Source organism: Leifsonia sp. 22587 (assembly GCF_052044215.1).
Lineage (GTDB): Bacteria > Actinomycetota > Actinomycetes > Actinomycetales > Microbacteriaceae > Leifsonia > Leifsonia shinshuensis_C.
Map to the genome: position 1 here is coordinate 174,868 of NZ_JBQENB010000001.1, position 16,423 is coordinate 191,290.

Sequence of the window (16,423 nt, forward strand, 5' to 3'; positions counted from 1 at the left end):
GGCGCCGCCGCGACCGCGGATCGAAGCGCCGCTCCCACTCGGGGGCGGCGCTTTTTCGCGCTCTGCAGCAGGGCGGGCGCTTGTTCCTTCACCACCAGCTCGGACACCCGCATTTGGAGGTTCCCACAACGCCGGGGTCGCACGTCCGCCCGGGCGTTTGTAGGCGGCGCACCGACGTTTTCGCCAGTCCCGGCGGGCGTCGTAGCGTGTCCTCATCCCGCGATTTTCTTGAGGAGAGGTCATGGTCGACACTGCCGAACGCGTCCCGAACGCTGTCTCCACCACCACCCCGGCGCCCGCCGTCCCGGAGCCCGCACCCCTCGGTGCGTCGCCCCGCGTCGACGTGGAGGCGCTGGGCCGCCAGCTCCTCGGAGACTGGGCGGAGGCGCGGCTGGCGTCGCGCCGGCTCGCGGGGCGTCCCGAGATGCAGAAGCAGGAGGGGCTGTCCGTCGCCGAGCACCGGAAGCGTGTCTTCGAGCAGCTGAAGCTGCTGGTCGAGAACGGCCAGGTGCACCGTGCCTTCCCGAAGTCGGTCGGCGGCGAGGAGGACAACGGCGGCAACATCGCCGCGTTCGAGGAGCTCGTGGCGGCCGACCCGTCCCTCCAGATCAAGTCGGGCGTGCAGTGGGGCCTCTTCGGCGCCGCCGTGCTGCACCTCGGCACCGAGCGTCACCACACCGCCTACCTGCCCGCGATCATGTCGCTGGAGGTTCCGGGCGCGTTCGCGATGACCGAGACCGGGCACGGCTCCGACGTCGCGAGCATCGGGACCACGGCCACCTACGACCCGGAGACGCAGGAGTTCGTCATCGACACCCCGTTCCGCGGGGCGTGGAAGGACTACCTCGGCAATGCCGCGGTGGATGCGACCGCGGCGGTCGTGTTCGCGCAGCTCATCACGCAGAACGTCAACCACGGCGTGCACGCCTTCTACGTGCCGATCCGCGACGCCAACGGCGACTTCCTGCCCGGCATCGGCGGCGAGGACGACGGCCAGAAGGGCGGACTGAACGGCATCGACAACGGCCGGCTGCACTTCACCGGGGTCCGCATCCCGCGCACCGACCTCCTGAACCGCTACGGCGACGTGGCCGAGGACGGCACCTACACCTCGCCGATCTCCAGCCCGGGGCGCCGGTTCTTCACCATGCTCGGCACGCTGGTGCAGGGTCGCGTCTCGCTCGACGGATCGGCGACCATCGCATCCAAGATCGCCCTGAAGATCGCGATCACCTACGCGGACCAGCGGCGCCAGTTCACGGCGGGCAGTGACACCGACGAGGAGGTGCTGCTCGACTATCAGCGGCACCAGCGCCGCCTGCTGCCGCGCCTCGCGACGACGTACGCGGCGAGCTTCGCCCACGAGGTCTTCCTGCACAAGTTCGACGACGTGTTCAGCGGCGTCGCGGACACGGACACCGACCGGCAGGACCTCGAGACGATCGCGGCCGCACTCAAGCCGCTCAGCACGTGGCACGCGCTCGACACGCTGCAGGAGGCGCGCGAGGCGTGCGGCGGCTCCGGCTTCCTGACCGAGAACCGGCTCACGTCGCTCCGCCAGGACCTGGACATCTGGGTCACCTTCGAGGGCGACAACAACGTCCTGCTGCAGCTGGTCGCGAAGCGCCTGCTCACCGACTACAGCCGCAAGTTCGCCAAGGCGGACGCCGGCGCGCTCGCCCGCTACGTCGTCACCCAGGCGGCGGGCAAGGCCTACCACGGCAGCGGGCTGCGGAGCGTCGCCCAGACGGTCCGCGACTTCGGCTCGACGGCCCGCGCGGTCAACTGGCTGCAGGAGCCGTCCACGCAGCGCGAGCTGCTGACGGCGCGCGTCGAGACGATGATCGCGACGATCGCGGGACGCCTGCGTCCCGCATCCAAGCTGGGCAAGAAAGCGGCCGCCGACCTGTTCAACGCGCAGCAGAACGACCTCATCGAGGCCGCCCGCGCCCACGGCGAGCTGCTGCAGTGGGAGGCGTTCACGGACGCCCTCGAGGACGCGCCGGACGAAGGCACCAAGCAGGTGCTGACCTGGCTGCGGGACCTGTTCGGCTTCGGGCTGATCGAGAAGCACCTCGCCTGGTACCTGATCAACGGCCGGCTCTCGCCGCAGCGGGCGCAGGCGGTGTCGGCCTACATCGACCGGCTGCTCACGCGCATCCGCCCGCACGCCGTCGACCTGGTGGATGCGTTCGGCTACGGCCCCGAGCTGGTGCGCGCGAAGATCGCGTCCGGCGCCGAGGCGGAGCGCCAGGCCGAGGCCCGCGCGTACTACGCCGAGCGCCGCGCCGACGGCACCCTCCCGCCGCACGAGAAGTCGCAGAAGAAGCGCTGACGCGGGGCGGGCGGCGTCGCGTCGCTCGCCCCGGCCCGGTCGCGCGATTTGTGCCAAATCGTGGTTATGGCAGCGCTATAACCGCGATTTGGCACAAATCTCTCGCGTTCCCGCCCCCCGGCGGTATTCGCGCCGAATCGCGACAATGGCGGCGCCGGTGCCTGCATTCGTGACGAATGTCGCTGGCCCCCGCGGCGCCGGTGCGTTCATTCGTGACGAATGTTGCTGATCCCCTGCCGCGATTCGTGCCGAATGGTCGCTATGGCCCCGCGAATGCCACGATTCGTCACGAATGTCGCGCGCCGCCGGCGTGCGATTTGTGCCAAATCGTGGTTATGGCGACGCGAATACCGCGATTTGGCACAAATCGTGAGCTCGCGAACGCGCGCGTCAGAGCAGGCCGAGGGCGCGCACGGCGTCGCGCTCCGCGACGAGCTCCGCCACCGACGCGTCGATGCGCGAGCGCGAGAAGGCGTCGATCGCGAGGCCGGGGACGATCCGCCACGCGCCGTCCACCGAGCGCACCGGGAACGACGAGACCAGTCCCTCCGGCACCCCGTACGACCCGTCGGACACTACGCCGGCGCTGGTCCAGCGCTCGGCGGTGCCGTGCACCCAGTCGTGCACGTGGTCGATCGCGGCGCTCGCCGCCGACGCGGCGGACGACGAGCCGCGCACCTCGATGATCTCGGCACCGCGCTTCGCGACCCGGGGGATGTACTCGTCCACGAGCCAGCGCTCGTCCACCAGGTCGGTGGCCGGGCGGCCGTCCACGCTCGCGTGGCTGAGGTCCGGGTACTGGCTGGCCGAGTGGTTGCCCCACACGATGACGCCCTCGACGGACCGGACGGGCACGTGCAGGTGCCGGGCGAGCTGCGCGACCGCGCGGTTGTGGTCCAGCCGGGTCATCGCGGTGAACCGCTCGCGCGGGACGTCCGGCGCGTGCGCGCTCGCGATGAGGGCGTTCGTGTTGGCCGGGTTGCCGACGACGAGCACGCGGACGTCGTCCGCGGCGCCCGCGTTGATCGCCTCCCCCTGGGGTCCGAAGATGGCGCCGTTCGCCTCGAGCAGGTCGCTCCGCTCCATCCCCGGTCCGCGCGGGCGCGCGCCCACCAGCAGCGCGATGCTGGTGCCGTCGAACGCCGCCCGGGCGTCGTCCGTCACGTCGACGGAGTGCAGCAGCGGGTACGCGCCGTCCTCCAGCTCGAGGGCGGTCCCCTCCGCCGAGCGGACCCCGGCCGGGATCTCCAGCAGCCGGAGACGCACCGGCGTCTCGCGCCCGAGCAGCTGCCCCGACGCGATCCGGAACAGCAGCGCGTAGCCGATCTGGCCGCCCGCCCCGGTCACGGTCACGGTGACGGGCGAAGGGGACGGCGACGGGGTGGATGCGCTCACGCCGCGAGCCTAAACCGCAGCCCGGTCGACCGCGCAAGCCCCGAGACCGGCCGCGCGCCGCGGCGTACGGTGTGCCCATGACGTTCGATCCGAATGCCGACATCAGCGGCGGCAAGGTCCGCCGCCGTGGCCGCACCACCGGGATCGCCGCCGGAGGCGTCGGGCTCGGCGCGATCGCGGTGTTCCTCATCGCCCAGCTGCTCGGGGTGGACGTGAGCGGGCTCGTCGGCGGCGACTCCGGCGGCAGCACCCAGCAGATCGGCACGGGCGACCAGGAGGTGGCCTGCACGACCGGCGCCGAGGCGAACGCGAGCGTCGACTGCCGGATGAAGGGGGCGGCCGCCTCGCTCGACACGTACTGGGCGGACGAGCTGCCGCGCCTCGGCGGCAGCTACGAGTCGCCGCAGTTCATCCTGTTCACCGACCAGACCAGCACCGGATGCGGCGGAGCCACGAGCGCGGTGGGGCCGTTCTACTGCCCGCCCGACCGGACCCTGTACGTCGACACCGGCTTCTACGACGAGCTGCGGTCGCGGTTCGGCGCGAGCGGCGGCCCGCTGGCCGAGATGTACGTCGTCGCGCACGAGTGGGGCCACCACATCCAGAACATCTCCGGGATCATGGACCAGCACACCAGCCGAGAGACCGGACCGGCGTCGGACAGCGTCCGCACCGAGCTGCAGGCGGACTGCTTCGCCGGGAGCTGGGCGGGCGCGGCGTCGACGACGAAGGACGAGAACGGGCGCACCTTCCTCGAGCCGATCACGGATGCGCAGATCGCCGACGCGCTCAGTGCGGCTGCCGCGGTCGGCGACGACCGGATCCAGAAGGCCGCCACGGGACGCGTGAACCCCGAGGGGTGGACGCACGGCTCGGCGGAGCAGCGTCAGCGCTGGTTCACCACCGGCTTCCGTCAGGGCGCCGCCGCCTGCGACACGTTCTCGGTTCCGGCCTCACGTCTCTGAGCGTCACCGTGTGCCGGTGTCGACGGCGTCCCGAACATGCCCGACGGCGTCACGAACGGGGCCCGGCCGCGTCTCAAGGGGTATGGCCCCTTCCACTCTGACGGTCCCCGAGGGGCTCGCTCTGCTCCTGCTGCGCGACTCCGACGGCCGGCGCGCGGTCGAGGCGGGGACGTTCGACGCCCTGCTCGCGGCGGGTGCGCTCGCCGAGCTGGCGGTGGACGGCGCGATCGACCTCGACGCGGGCGGACGGGTGGTCGTGGCCGGCGGTGCCCGTGCATCCCGAGCACACCGCCTCGATCCCACGCTCCACCGCATCCTCGACGAGGTGGCGGCATGCCCGCCTCAGCCGGACGAGTGGTGGGTGGCCCGGCTTGCGGGGCCGGCGCTGACCGACGGCATCCTCGACGCCCTCGTCGGCCGCGCCATCGTGGCCGAGCGTCCGCGGACCTTCCTCGGCCACCCGGTGGCGCCCGCCTACCCGGCCCTCCGGTCCGACGAGGAGGAGGCGCTGCGCGACGCCCTCCGCTTCTCGCTCGCGGTGGACCACCACCCGGCCCCGCGGGTCGTCGCGACCATCGCGCTCCTGGACGTGGTGGGCCGCCTCCGCCATGTCGCCGGCTTCATCCCCGACGGCGGTCTCGACCTGCGCTCCGGCCAATGGCCCGCTGCCGCCCTCCAGGCGTGGCTGCTGGGCAGCGACCCGGTCGCCGGTGGCGCGCTGCGAACATCCATCGAGCGCGGTGACGCCGGCTGAGCGGCCCCGGGCACTAGCCTGGCGGAATGCGCACCCTCTACCCGGAGCTCGAGCCGTACGACAGCGGGATGCTGGAGGTCGGCGACGACCAGCAGCTCTACTGGGAGGTGAGCGGCAACCCGGACGGCAAGCCCGTCGTGTTCCTGCACGGCGGCCCCGGCGGCGCGACGACCCCGGCGCACCGGCGCCTGTTCGACCCGGAGCTCTACCGCATCGTGCTGTTCGACCAGCGGATGTGCGGACGCAGCCTCCCGCACGCCAGCGCGCCGGACGCCGACCTCGCGGTGAACACCACCTGGCACCTCGTCGAGGACATCGAGCGGCTGCGCGAGCACCTGGGGGTGGACCGCTGGCAGGTGTTCGGCGGTTCGTGGGGGAGCACGCTGGCCCTCGCGTATGCGGAGACGCATCCCGACCGGGTGACCGAGCTGGTGCTGCGCGGGATCTTCACCCTGCGCGCGCAGGAGCTGGACTGGTTCTACGAGGGCGGCGCCGCGGCCCTGTTCCCCGATCTGTGGGAGGGCTTCGTCGAGCCCGTACCCCCGGCGGAGCGGTCGCACCTGATGCGCGCCTACCAGCGCCTGCTCTCCGACCCGGACCCGGCGGTGCACCAGCCCGCCGCGGTGGCGTGGTCGCGCTGGGAGTCGTCCACGATCACCCTGCTGCCGCGTCCGGAGCTCGTCGAGTCGTTCACCGAGCCGGCCTACGCCGTCGCCTTCGCGCGCATCGAGAACCACTTCTTCATGAACGGCGGGTGGTTCGAGGAGGGCCAGCTGATCCGGGATGCGCCGAAGCTCGCGGGCATCCCGACGGTGATCGTGCAGGGCCGCTACGACGTCTGCACGCCGCCGATGACCGCGTGGGACCTGCACCGCGCACTTCCGGAGGCGGACCTGCGCATGATCCCGGACGCCGGGCACGCGTTCGACGAGCCGGGCATCCTGGATGCGCTCATCGAGGCGACCGACCGTTTCGCCGGCAAGGAAGCGCCCGAGCAGGACGACGCGGCCGAGCAGGACGACGCTGCCGAGCAAGACGACGCGACGGACGCCGAAGGGTCCGACGCCGAGGAGACGGACGGCGAGGAGCCGGACGGCTCAGCCGGCTAGCACCGCCAGCGCCTGCCGCAGCTGCGTCGACGACGTGGTCATCGTGTACGGGAAGTACACGACCTCGACGCCGACCGCGGCGAACTCACGCTCGAGCCGCAGGCCCTTCTCGGTGCCGCGCCAGTCGTCGCCCTTGAAGAACACGTCGAACCGGAGCTCGCGCCAGGTGTCGAGCTTGTCGGGGACGGTCTCGGCGACCGCCTCGTCGACGTACTCGATGCTGCGCACGATCTCGAGCCGCTCCGCCAGGGGGATCACCGGGCTGATGCCCTTCGTGAGCTCGAGCATCTCGTCGGAGACGACGCCCGCGATCAGGTAGTCGCACTGGCTCTTGGCGTGCTTCAGGATGTTCAGGTGTCCGATGTGGAACAGATCGAACGCCCCTGCGGCGTAGCCGACGCGTCGGGTCACGGGCTTCCCCCCTTTGGTTGAGATATCCTCACCATTCTGGCGGATTAGTGAGGATTTGTCACCAGACTGTTTCGGGGGGTACGGCTCCTTATGCGGCGCAGCTCTTCAAGACACGTGCCACCCGCTGGACCAGCGGGTCGATCTGCAGCAGGGCGGCGGTGAAGGCGGCGTCACCGCGACCGTACGGATCGAGGATGTCTCCCTCGTCGTAGCCGCGGCGGGTCGCCGCACCGATCGAGCGCACGCGAACCGCGGGACGGTGCGATGCGGCCCAGGCGACCAGCTCGGCAGATTCCAAGCCTGCCGGAGCGCCGGTCGTCGCGTCGGCGAACTCGGTGAAGGTGAAGACGCGGCGGACAGTGCGCGGGTCGCGTTCCGCCACCCAGCCCCGGTGCTGCTGCGTCGCCGTGAGGATGAGCCCGGACTCCTCGAGCATGTGCCGATCGGCCTGCCGGGCTGAGAAGCCCTCGACGTCGATCCCGCGGGCGATGAGCATCCGGTCCATCGGCGGATGGACCGGCCATCCCACCTCCGCGTGCGTCCCCGCTGAGCTGACGGCGAACCGCTCGTCACCGGCGAGTTCGTGCGCGAGGAGGAGGTGCATGGCGGGGGAGCGGCAGATGTTGCCCGTGCAGACGGTGAGGATGCGGAAGGGCATGCTCCCATTCTCCCCGATGCGCAAAGGCACCCGAACGGGGGGTTATGCTTCCCTGGTGACTTCCCGCACCGAGCGATAAAATCATTCGTTTTCGGTGTAACGCTCATCGAGCATCTGCTAGGTTGCAGGGAAGCTCCGCGCAGAAGGCCTGGTCTCACCTTCGTGTTTTCTGTTCGTGAACTAATCAGCATTGGAAGACAGTCCATGGTCCGCAAGGCCAGACACCGCCTCGCCAACACCCCTAAAAGCCCCCGAAACCCCGACAAGACCTCGAGCCCGAAGACGCTGCGCGCAGTGATCGCCGGACTCGGGATCGCGGCCGTCGCCGTCACCGCGGCGATCACCGTCCCCCTCGGCGCCACCGCGGCGCCCTCCTACCAGACCGGTGCCACCGTCGTCTCCGACGGCTTCACGCGCTCGATCGCCGACGGCTGGGGCTCCGCCCCCGTCGGCGGCGCGTACACGGTCACCACCTCGGCCGGCCCGTCCGTCTCGCCGACCGCAGGCGGAACGCTCGAAGCGCCTGCCCCCGGCCACTCCGGCCAAGCCGTCCTCGGCGCCGTCTCCGAGCGGGACATACACGCCAGCGACGTGCTGACGGTTCCTGCGCTGCCGCGTTCCGGCAACGGCGTCTACAGCGGCATCCGGCTCCGGGTTTCCGGTACGCACGCCTACGTGGCGCAGCTGCGTGTCAGCCCGCGCGGGGTCGCGACCGTCTCCCTCCTCCGGGTCGGAGATGTCGGCGGCGCCCAGGCGACGCTCGCCAGCGAGCGCGTCGCCCTGCCCGCGGTCACCCCGGGGCAGCGCATCACGCTCGAGGCGCAGGCCACCGGTGCGACCCCCGTCTCGCTGTCGGCGCGCGCCTACACGACCGGGACGACCGCTCCCGCATGGCAGTCCGTGGCCACCGACTCCTCGCCGCAGCGCATCGTCGGCGCCGGAGCCCTCGGGATCTGGACGTATGCGTCCAGCGCCTCGGCGCCCGTTCCGCTCCGGCACTCGACGCTGAAGGCGGAGAAGCTGGTGCCGGTGGTCCCGTCGAACCCGGCGCCGACTACGACGCCGACCCCGACGACGACGCCGACAGCCCCCGCGCAGACGCCGACTCCCACCCCGACCCCCACCACGCCGCCGACCCAGCCTGAGCCTCCGGTGACTCAGCCGGCTCCGGGCGGCTCCGGAGGCTCGTCCGGTTCGGTGACTGCGGGTCTCGACCTCACCGGTGTGCGCAAGGCCACCGGCTCCGCGGATCCCGGTCAGACCGCCTACCCCGTACCCGCCGGCGCGCTCTTCGTGTCGCCGCAGGGATCGGACGGCGCCAACGGCTCCCAGGGCAGCCCGCTCCGCACGGTCGCAGCGGCCATCGGTCGCGCCACTTCCGGTCAGACGATCGTCCTCCGCGGCGGCACCTACACCGAGAGCGTGACGCTCCCCGCCAACAAGCAGCTCACCCTGCAGGCGTACCCGCACGAGGCGGTCTGGTTCGACGGCAGCGTGCCGGTCACGTCGTGGACGAAGTCCGGCTCCGTCTGGATGTCCACCGGCTGGAACCACGTGTTCGACCACAGCCCCACGTACAGCCGCGGCGCCCCCGACGGCACGGCGGACGCGTGGACCTGGATCAACCCGGCCTTCCCGATGGCGGCTCACCCCGACCAGCTGTTCGTGAAGGGTACCTCGCTGCGGCAGGTCGCGAACTCCTCCAAGGTGGTCGCCGGGACCTTCGCCTACGACGAGTCGTCGAAGACGCTGATCACCGGAACCGACCCCACCGGTGGCGACACCCGTGCCAGCGCCCTCCAGAAGGCGATCACGATCGCCGGCCCCGGTGACGTCCTCCGTGGCTTCGGCATCCGCCGCTACGCGGACTCCGTGCCCGACATGGGCGTGCTGACCGCGGGCAAGGGCAGCACGACGCTCGAGAACATCGCCGTCACGGACAGCGCCACCCAGGGCATCTCGCTGGGCGGCCCGAACAACGTGCTGCGCAACGTCACGGTGGCGCGCAACGGTCTGACCGGTGTGCACGCCGACTACGCCGACAACATCACGATCGTGAACCTGCTGGCCGCGGGGAACACGGCGGAGCGGTTCAACACCTCTCCGGTGTCGGGCGGCATGAAGATCACCCGGTCGCGCGGCGTCTCGGTCACGAACAGCGCCTTCGTGGGCAACTACGGTCAGGGCTTCTGGACCGACATGGCCGTGTACGACATGACGTTCTCGGGCGACGACTTCCTTCGCAACCTGAGCAACGGTCTCGTCCTTGAGATCTCGGCGAAGGCGACAGTGGCGGATGTCCGGGCCATCGGCAACACCCAGGCCGGAATCAAGATCGACAGCACCGCGGACGTGCAGATCTGGAACTCGACGCTCGCGGACAACAACCGCGACGTGAACATCACCCAGTCGACCAGACGCGGCACCAACGCCGCGGACTACGGCCACGACCCGCGGCGTCCGTTCCCGGACCCCACGATGACCTGGATCAGCTCGGGCACGCAGGTGCGGAACTCCGTCCTCTCCGGCTCGACGGGCAACTGCCTGCTGTGCATGGAGGACTACTCGCACCAGTACTCGGCGGCGACGCTCAACACGGTGGTGTCGAACACGCTGTTCCAGCGGCCGAGCACCTCGCAGCCGGGCTGGATCGTGGTCTGGTCCCGTGGAGCCGGCGACCCGGCGATCTTCTCGTCGCTGCCGGCGTTCCAGTCGGCGACCGGGCAGGGCAAGGCGAGCACCGAGCTCGTCGGGCCGAGCCTGATCACGTCGACGGGTGGGCTGACCGGAGCCGTGCAGGCCCAGGTGGCAGCCATCGCCACGCCGGTCCCGGCTGCGATCGCGTCACTCGTCGGTCAGCCGGCCGGAGTCCCGCACCTCGGCGCCTGGTGAGGCGGGCGCCGACCTCCGCGCGAGGTCGCGCCTGACCCACCAGAAGTTCGGGATCACCTGGCAGAGCAGGACGGAGATGGCCGTTCCGACGATCGGTCCGCCTGCTCCCAGGATCCCGATCAGGTACCACGACAGGCCGAGGTTGAGGGGCACGCTGATCAGGATCGGCCAGACCTGGAAAGCGAGCCCCCGCTCGTCGGTCATGTACATGCCGATCGGGTACTTGGCCGCCTGCAGCGTGATGAAGACCACGTAGCCCCCGATCAGCCAGCCGTCGAGCGTGATGCGGCCGCCGGACACGAATCCGGTGATCAGCGGCGCGACGGCGGCGAGCAGAAGGGCGGCCACCAGGCCGAGCACGGTGAACCAGAGGGTCGGCCGGAGCGGTGATGTCACCGTCCGGTCGGCCCTCGCCCGTGCGAAGATCGGCCACAGCGCTATTCCGGACGCTGCGATCGTGGCGAGCAGGATGTTGAAGAGCTGCGATGCCAGGTTGTACTGCGCCAGCTCGTCCCCGGTGGTGAGGTGGCTGAGCAGCAGCCGGTCCGTCTGCATGGCGATCGGCAGGGCGATCATCTGCACCAGCATCGGCCACGCGATGCTGCGCGTCCGGACGCCCGGGTAGCGCTTCGGGTGGATCGCCTCCCGGGCCGCCGCCCCCAGCTGCCGCGGCAGAGCACGGGCGGCGAGGATGAGGCAGAGCGTCGAGCACGCCGCACTCGCCACGAAGGAGTAGACCGCTATCGCCGACTCCGCCGGAAGAGCGAGAAGCGCGGATCCCCCCACCAGCAGCAGGATGATCGGCGCGACCACCGCCTGCGTCGCCACCTGGAGCGCGTTGCGGCCCAAGCCGATGAGGAGGCGCGGCCCGATCGCGAGCGGCAGCGCGAGCCCGAAGATCACGCCGCAGACGAGTGCCGCCGTGCTGCCGCCGCCCGGGAGGAGGCCCGCTCCCAGGAGCGTCGGCCACAGCCCGAACAGACTGATCAGCAGGCAGATGGCCACGATCACGAGCCCGGAGACGGTCAGTACCCGCATGGTCGTCGCGATGGTGCGGCGCAGCGTCTCGTCGCGCCGCGGGTCGTCGGACGATGCCACCGCGTTGATCAGGACCGCGCCCATCCCAAGGTCGGCGAAGGGGAGGAGGGCCGGGAGCGCCGTGAGCAGGCCGTACTGCGCGTAGGCCGCGACCCCGAAGTTCTCGATGATCACGCGGCTGGTCACGATCCCGAGCAGCCCGGAGATCCCCATCACCACGACCTTCGCCGCGGCGGTGGAGCCGACGGCGGCCGCCATGCGGCGACGGGGGCGGACGGCGACGTGGGTCATGCGACGGCCTCCCGCGGGGCGAAGAGCCAGCGGTCGGCGTCGAGCCTGCCGTCCTGGACGGGCAGCGCCGCCAGGATCCGTGCGGCATCCGCGGTTGCGTCCTCATCCGTCGTCAGGGACCCGGTGATCCTCGCCGCCCAGTCTTCCGCCGGGGCCGAGGGGTCGAGCACCACGTGACCGTTCTGCTCCAGCCAGTCGGCCAGGCCCGTCTCGCTGCTTGTGACGATCCGCCCTCCGTGGGCGAGCGCCTCCACGATGGGCAGTCCGACCTGCTCGCGCCAGAGCGGCCGGGGCTGCGAGGGCAGCACGAGGGTGCGGGCCGCGCGGAGCTCACGGTGGATGGTGTCGCGGGGCGGGTCCACCAGCAACCGGATCGACGGGTCAGCGGCTGCGGCGCGCCGTACTTCCGCTTCGAGCGGTCCGGTGCCGATGACCACGAGGGACGCCTCCGGACGAGCAGCGCGGATCGCCGGCCAGGCGGCGAGGAGCACCGGGAGGCCCTTGCGCTCGCTCAGCGCGCCAAGGAACACCACGCGGGAGCCCACCTTCTGCAGGAGTGCGCAGTCGCACGCCGCCGGCAGCGCGGGGACGAGGATGGCCTCCGCTGCGGGTGAGAAGCGGCGCGCGTACACGTCGCGGGCGCCCGGCGTGCCGAAGGCGACGCGGTCGATGCGGCGCCAGACGTACCGGGCCAGCGCGAGCTCGGCCCGGCGCCGCAGGCGCGAACGGAGGCGCGGTGCGCGCGCGTCGAACACGTCGAGGTTGCCGATCGCGTAGGTGACCACCGTCGGGCGGCGGCGACCCGCGAGCCGCGGCAGGCGGCTGGCGGCGAGCACCGCGGCGGTCCTCGGCAGCGATGCGAGGTCGAGCGGCTCGTTCACCTCCAGCTCGGTCCAGCGTCCCTTCGCGGCGAGCAGCACGGCGCGACCGAGACCCGCCTGGACGAGGTCGAGGCCGGCGGCCTGCTGCTGATCGAAGTCGTAGCGGCGCCGCCGGTACACGATCGACGCCGGCTCCAGGGCGTGCGCGCGTTCCAGGTGCGCGGTGCGCACCTGGTCGTAGAGCCGCACACGCGGATGGAGGAGGGCGCTCACGAGAGCTGCTCCCGGCGGGCGTACTCCTGGTAGACGCGACCGACCGCACCCGACATCATCCCGACCCCGCGGTAGACGCCGCGCTGGCCGCGCGCCCGGTGCCGGAGGTCCCCGGTGACAGTCCCGACAGCCCATCGTCCGAGGCCGAGCACGACGCGTCCCGCGCCGCCCGCCGCGCGGCGGATCCGGACGCCGGTGCGCTGTGCCCCGGGAGGCGCCATCAGCGCATCCACGACTGCCGCCGTGTTGCCGTGGCTGAAAGACCGGTGCAGGAGCCAGCGGCGCTGCAGCCGCTCGGCCGGCCACTCGTCGTCGAGCACCGCTTCGTCGCACCAGAGGATGCGGCCGCCGCGGCTCACCAGCTGCCGGGTGAACAGGTTGTCCTCGCCGCCGGACAGGCCGAGCGTCTCGTCGAAGCGCAGCCCCAGCCGGTCGATCTCGGCGCGGTCGAGCAGGAGGTTGTTGGTCGCAGCGATGGTCAGCGTGTCGCCCGTGCGGTGCCGGGGGCGGTGGAGGAAGTCGCCGGCGACCACCCACGGGTCGGTCCCGTGCGGGTACTCGGAGATGACGCGTCCCATCACGGCGGTCGGCCGCGACTCCGTGTACACCTCCGCGAGCCGGACCAGCCAGCCGGAGCGTGCGCGCTCGTCGTCGTCGATGAACACGATCAGGTCGCGGTCCGCCGTCTCGTCGAGGGCGCGGTTGCGGGCTGCCGCGATGCCGCGGCGCTTCTCGGTCACGTACCGCACCCCCTCTGTGAGGAACGGCTCGGCTGCGGCGCGGCCGCTCTCGTCGGGGTCGTTGTCGATGATCAGCAGGTCGGAGGTGATGCCGGAGGCGGCGTCGAGCTGGTGGAGCTGCTCCAGCAGCTCCGGAACCACCGAGGCGAGGAGGTGCGGCCGCTTGTAGGTGAGCACGACGACGCTCAGCGTGCCGGTGGCGGATCGCAGCGCTGGGCGCACTTCGAGGCGCTCGCTGTCGGAGATCACGGGGTGACCTCCCGCGCGTCGGCGAGGGCGGGGGCGGCGTCCGCCGGGACCTGCACGCCGCGGCGGAGCGCCAGCGCACGCCGGTACGCCCGGACGTGGGACTCCCCCGTACGCTCCCAGCCGCGTGCGGAGAGGTCGGGCCACGCCGAACGGGCGTCCACGCGAACCGCCGCGAGCGCGCTGATCAGCTGGCCGGCGGACAGCTCGCCGTCGAAGAAGCGCACCCAGCCCGGGCCGACCTCGCGCGACAGTGCTTCGTTCACGGCGTTCCGCGGCACGAGCACCGGACGATCGAGGGAGAGCGCGGCGAGCACGCCGCCCGAGTTGTGCATGAAGCGGTAGGGGAGCACCACCAGCTCGGCGCTCGTCACCGCGGAGACGAGTTCCGCGTCGTCGAGGTGCCGGAGGGTGGCCTCGATGCCGGAGCGTGGATGCGCCGCCGTGCGCACGAGCTCGTCCAGCGCCTCGCTCGTGGGGCGCCCGCCGATGGTCAGGGTCAGGTGGGGGTTCACCTGGTGCGCCGCCTCGAAGGCCGCGATCAGAGACTCCACGCCCTTGTAGCGGCGGATGAGGCCGGTGAACGCGACCCGCCCGGCGACGGGCGCCGACCGCGGGTACTCGGAGAACCAGTCGCGGTAGTGGCCGTGCGGGATGAGCGCGACGGCCGCTCCGGCGGGGACGGGTGTCTCGGTGTTGAGGACGACGCGCACGGACGTCATCCGGTCGATGAGGCCGAGCAGCGCGCGCTCCCGCCGATTGAGCCCATCGGGGAGTCCCACATTGTGGACGGTCCGGACGATGGGGATGCGCAGCACCGACAGCTTCGCGAGGAAGAGGAGCACGAGGAGCTGTCGCACCAGCATCCGGAGCGGCGTCCGCCCGCCGACCAGGATCTCGGGCCAGTGGGAGTGGTAGACGTCGAACCGGCCGAGCAGTGCGGTCCGCCACGAGAAGGTGAGCACGGTGACGCCGGGCTGCTCGCGCAGCGACTGCGCGAGCATCACGAGATAGGGATTGGTGGTCGGACGCGGGACCGGGAACGACTGCAGGACCGTCAGCGCGTCCGCGTCACCGTCATGCCGGGACATCGCTGCGGATGTAGCGGATCTTGCCGCCGTCGTGGGGGATCGACGTCACGAGTTCGAGACGGACCGGGACCGTGCCCTGGACGATGTCGCGGATGCGGTCGACCGAGTGCTCGATCGCCGAGACGGCGTACTCGTCCGGTGCCGGGACGCACCGGACGACGATGGAGTAGTCGGACAGCTGGTGCACCTGGAACTGCCGCACCTCGTCGATCGCGTTGCTGAAGAGCTGCGTGAGGCCCTCACCGGCGACCACGCGGCCATCGGGCAGGTGCAGCGCCTCCGAGACGCGGCCGGAGACGTTCGCGATCCGCGGCAGCGTGACCCCGCAGGCGCAGCGGCCCGCAATCGTGGTCGTGCGGTCGCCGAGCCGATAGCGGATCAGCGGGAACACGCGGTTGGTGAGGTCGGTGGCGACGGTCTCTCCGAGCTGGCCGGGGACGACCTGGCGGTTGCTGTCGTCGAGCACCTCGATCACGCGCACGTCGGCGAAGACGTGCATCCCGTCGGCCTGGGCGCACTCTCCGGCCATCCACGGGATCTCCGCGCAGCGGTAGTGGTCGTAGACCGGCGCGCCGAACGTGCGCTCGACGAGGGCGCGCTGGGCGGGGGTGATGGGCGCGGCGGTGACGGCGATCGCCTTCGGCGGGTGGAACGCGATGCCGGAGCGCTCGAGGAACGACGCGAGCTCGACGATCCCGCCGACGTAGCCGATCAGCACCTCGGGCTTGACGTCCTCCCAGCGGGAGATGAAGGCGCTGACCGAGTTCTCGTCCATCCGGTAGGCGTCGAGCTGGATGCGCTTCGACGGCCACCACTGGAGGTCGTGCTTGCGGGTCTGCGACTTGTTCTTCACCTGGCGTGACACGAGCGCCACGTTGTCGGACGGGTGAACCCCCCACCAGCTGAACAGCCGCCATTCGATGGTGCGCGTGGGCGTGCGCAGGTCGCGGAGCAGCTTCAGCGGTTCGCCCGTGCTCCCGCCGGAGGTGGAGACCACAGAGTTCTCCGCCGTCGCCTCGGTGGAGCGGATGTCGTCGAAGTGCGCCCGCACATCCGACTTCTGCACGATCGGCAGGGAGGTGAAGGCGGCGGGGTCGCGGAGGTCGTCGGCGGTGATCCCGGCGTCCGTGTACAGGTCGCGGTAGAACCGCGTGTTCTCGTAGGCGAACCGGGCGTGGTCGATCGCACGGCGGGCTTGCAGGGCGGCCAGCTCCTCGGGCTCCAGACGCTGGTCGTGGAGGAGGCGCTCGTACATCGCGCGGTTGTCGCGCAGGAACAGGTCTCGCTTCATGTCGAAGACGAGTCGGCGGAAAGTCACGGCGTCCTCCCTGGTCGGGTTCGGGTAGATTCGACGCGCCGGCTCGAGCCGGTGATGGGTTCAGGATATTGTGAAACCGCCCGAAA

At 71.4% G+C, this 16,423-nt stretch carries 13 protein-coding genes; 5 read left to right on the plus strand and 8 right to left on the minus strand.

The window, feature by feature from the left end:
- Positions 1 to 241 precede the first annotated feature (241 nt).
- On the plus strand, positions 242 to 2,335 hold the full coding sequence (locus ACTJI1_RS00840) for an acyl-CoA dehydrogenase family protein (RefSeq protein WP_440741168.1): 2,094 nt from the start codon (positions 242 to 244) through the stop codon (positions 2,333 to 2,335).
- Positions 2,336 to 2,725: 390 nt separating this feature from the next.
- Here ACTJI1_RS00840 and ACTJI1_RS00845 read toward each other — a convergent pair whose 3' ends face one another.
- A complete protein-coding gene (locus ACTJI1_RS00845) occupies positions 2,726 to 3,730 on the minus strand; it encodes a malate dehydrogenase (protein ID WP_440741169.1) in 1,005 nt (334 codons plus the stop codon).
- A 77-nt stretch (positions 3,731 to 3,807) separates the two neighbouring features.
- Here ACTJI1_RS00845 and ypfJ point away from each other — a divergent pair, with 77 nt between their 5' ends.
- The 3 genes from ypfJ (at position 3,808) to pip (ending at position 6,558) form a co-directional block, all read left to right on the plus strand.
- Positions 3,808 to 4,695 (plus strand): KPN_02809 family neutral zinc metallopeptidase, encoded by an 888-nt coding sequence (gene ypfJ / locus ACTJI1_RS00850; protein ID WP_440741170.1) that lies wholly within the window; start codon positions 3,808 to 3,810, stop codon positions 4,693 to 4,695.
- 82 nt (positions 4,696 to 4,777) lie between these two features.
- Positions 4,778 to 5,449, plus strand: a complete 672-nt coding sequence (locus ACTJI1_RS00855) for a GOLPH3/VPS74 family protein (protein ID WP_440741171.1) — start codon at positions 4,778 to 4,780, stop codon at positions 5,447 to 5,449.
- Between the two features lie 26 nt (positions 5,450 to 5,475).
- Positions 5,476 to 6,558 (plus strand): prolyl aminopeptidase, encoded by a 1,083-nt coding sequence (gene pip, locus ACTJI1_RS00860; protein WP_440741172.1) that lies wholly within the window; start codon positions 5,476 to 5,478, stop codon positions 6,556 to 6,558.
- Here the strand turns inward: pip and ACTJI1_RS00865 are convergent.
- Both ACTJI1_RS00865 and ACTJI1_RS00870 read right to left on the minus strand, forming a co-directional pair.
- Positions 6,547 to 6,969, minus strand: a complete 423-nt coding sequence (locus tag ACTJI1_RS00865) for an adenylyltransferase/cytidyltransferase family protein (protein WP_310131515.1) — start codon at positions 6,967 to 6,969, stop codon at positions 6,547 to 6,549. The two genes, pip and ACTJI1_RS00865, sit on opposite strands and share 12 nt — an antisense overlap.
- 88 nt (positions 6,970 to 7,057) lie before the next feature.
- Positions 7,058 to 7,627 (minus strand): arsenate reductase/protein-tyrosine-phosphatase family protein, encoded by a 570-nt coding sequence (locus tag ACTJI1_RS00870; protein WP_440741173.1) that lies wholly within the window; start codon positions 7,625 to 7,627, stop codon positions 7,058 to 7,060.
- A gap of 204 nt (positions 7,628 to 7,831) precedes the next feature.
- Between ACTJI1_RS00870 and ACTJI1_RS00875 the strand changes: the two genes are divergently transcribed.
- The gene (locus tag ACTJI1_RS00875; protein ID WP_440741174.1) at positions 7,832 to 10,519 is read left to right on the plus strand and encodes a right-handed parallel beta-helix repeat-containing protein; all 2,688 of its coding nucleotides are present in this window, start codon (positions 7,832 to 7,834) and stop codon (positions 10,517 to 10,519) included.
- Here ACTJI1_RS00875 and ACTJI1_RS00880 read toward each other — a convergent pair.
- Genes ACTJI1_RS00880 through ACTJI1_RS00900 form a run of 5 tightly spaced genes read right to left on the minus strand, consistent with a single transcriptional unit; the run spans position 10,472 to position 16,337 of the window.
- The gene (locus tag ACTJI1_RS00880) at positions 10,472 to 11,848 is read right to left on the minus strand and encodes a lipopolysaccharide biosynthesis protein (RefSeq protein WP_440741175.1); all 1,377 of its coding nucleotides are present in this window, start codon (positions 11,846 to 11,848) and stop codon (positions 10,472 to 10,474) included. The two genes, ACTJI1_RS00875 and ACTJI1_RS00880, sit on opposite strands and share 48 nt — an antisense overlap.
- A complete protein-coding gene (locus tag ACTJI1_RS00885; protein ID WP_440741176.1) occupies positions 11,845 to 12,942 on the minus strand; it encodes a glycosyltransferase family 4 protein in 1,098 nt (365 codons plus the stop codon). The genes ACTJI1_RS00880 and ACTJI1_RS00885 overlap by 4 nt, the downstream gene beginning before the upstream one ends.
- On the minus strand, positions 12,939 to 13,931 hold the full coding sequence (locus tag ACTJI1_RS00890; protein WP_440741177.1) for a glycosyltransferase family 2 protein: 993 nt from the start codon (positions 13,929 to 13,931) through the stop codon (positions 12,939 to 12,941). The genes ACTJI1_RS00885 and ACTJI1_RS00890 overlap by 4 nt, the downstream gene beginning before the upstream one ends.
- On the minus strand, positions 13,928 to 15,019 hold the full coding sequence (locus ACTJI1_RS00895) for a glycosyl transferase (RefSeq protein ID WP_440741178.1): 1,092 nt from the start codon (positions 15,017 to 15,019) through the stop codon (positions 13,928 to 13,930). Before ACTJI1_RS00895 ends, ACTJI1_RS00890 begins: the two co-directional genes overlap by 4 nt.
- Entirely contained in the window at positions 15,006 to 16,337 is a 1,332-nt protein-coding gene (locus tag ACTJI1_RS00900; RefSeq protein WP_440741179.1) for a phenylacetate--CoA ligase family protein, read from the minus strand. Before ACTJI1_RS00900 ends, ACTJI1_RS00895 begins: the two co-directional genes overlap by 14 nt.
- Between the last annotated feature and the right edge of the window lie 86 nt (positions 16,338 to 16,423).

Coding starts and splice junctions, on each gene's coding strand:
- ACTJI1_RS00880 (WP_440741175.1), bottom strand. CDS start 11,848: ATGACCCACGTCGCCGTCCGCCCCCGTCGCCGCATGGCGGCCGCCGTC.
- ypfJ (WP_440741170.1), top strand. CDS start 3,808: ATGACGTTCGATCCGAATGCCGACATCAGCGGCGGCAAGGTCCGCCGC.
- ACTJI1_RS00840 (WP_440741168.1), top strand. CDS start 242: ATGGTCGACACTGCCGAACGCGTCCCGAACGCTGTCTCCACCACCACC.
- ACTJI1_RS00895 (WP_440741178.1), bottom strand. CDS start 15,019: ATGTCCCGGCATGACGGTGACGCGGACGCGCTGACGGTCCTGCAGTCG.
- ACTJI1_RS00870 (WP_440741173.1), bottom strand. CDS start 7,627: ATGCCCTTCCGCATCCTCACCGTCTGCACGGGCAACATCTGCCGCTCC.
- pip (WP_440741172.1), top strand. CDS start 5,476: ATGCGCACCCTCTACCCGGAGCTCGAGCCGTACGACAGCGGGATGCTG.
- ACTJI1_RS00875 (WP_440741174.1), top strand. CDS start 7,832: ATGGTCCGCAAGGCCAGACACCGCCTCGCCAACACCCCTAAAAGCCCC.
- ACTJI1_RS00855 (WP_440741171.1), top strand. CDS start 4,778: ATGGCCCCTTCCACTCTGACGGTCCCCGAGGGGCTCGCTCTGCTCCTG.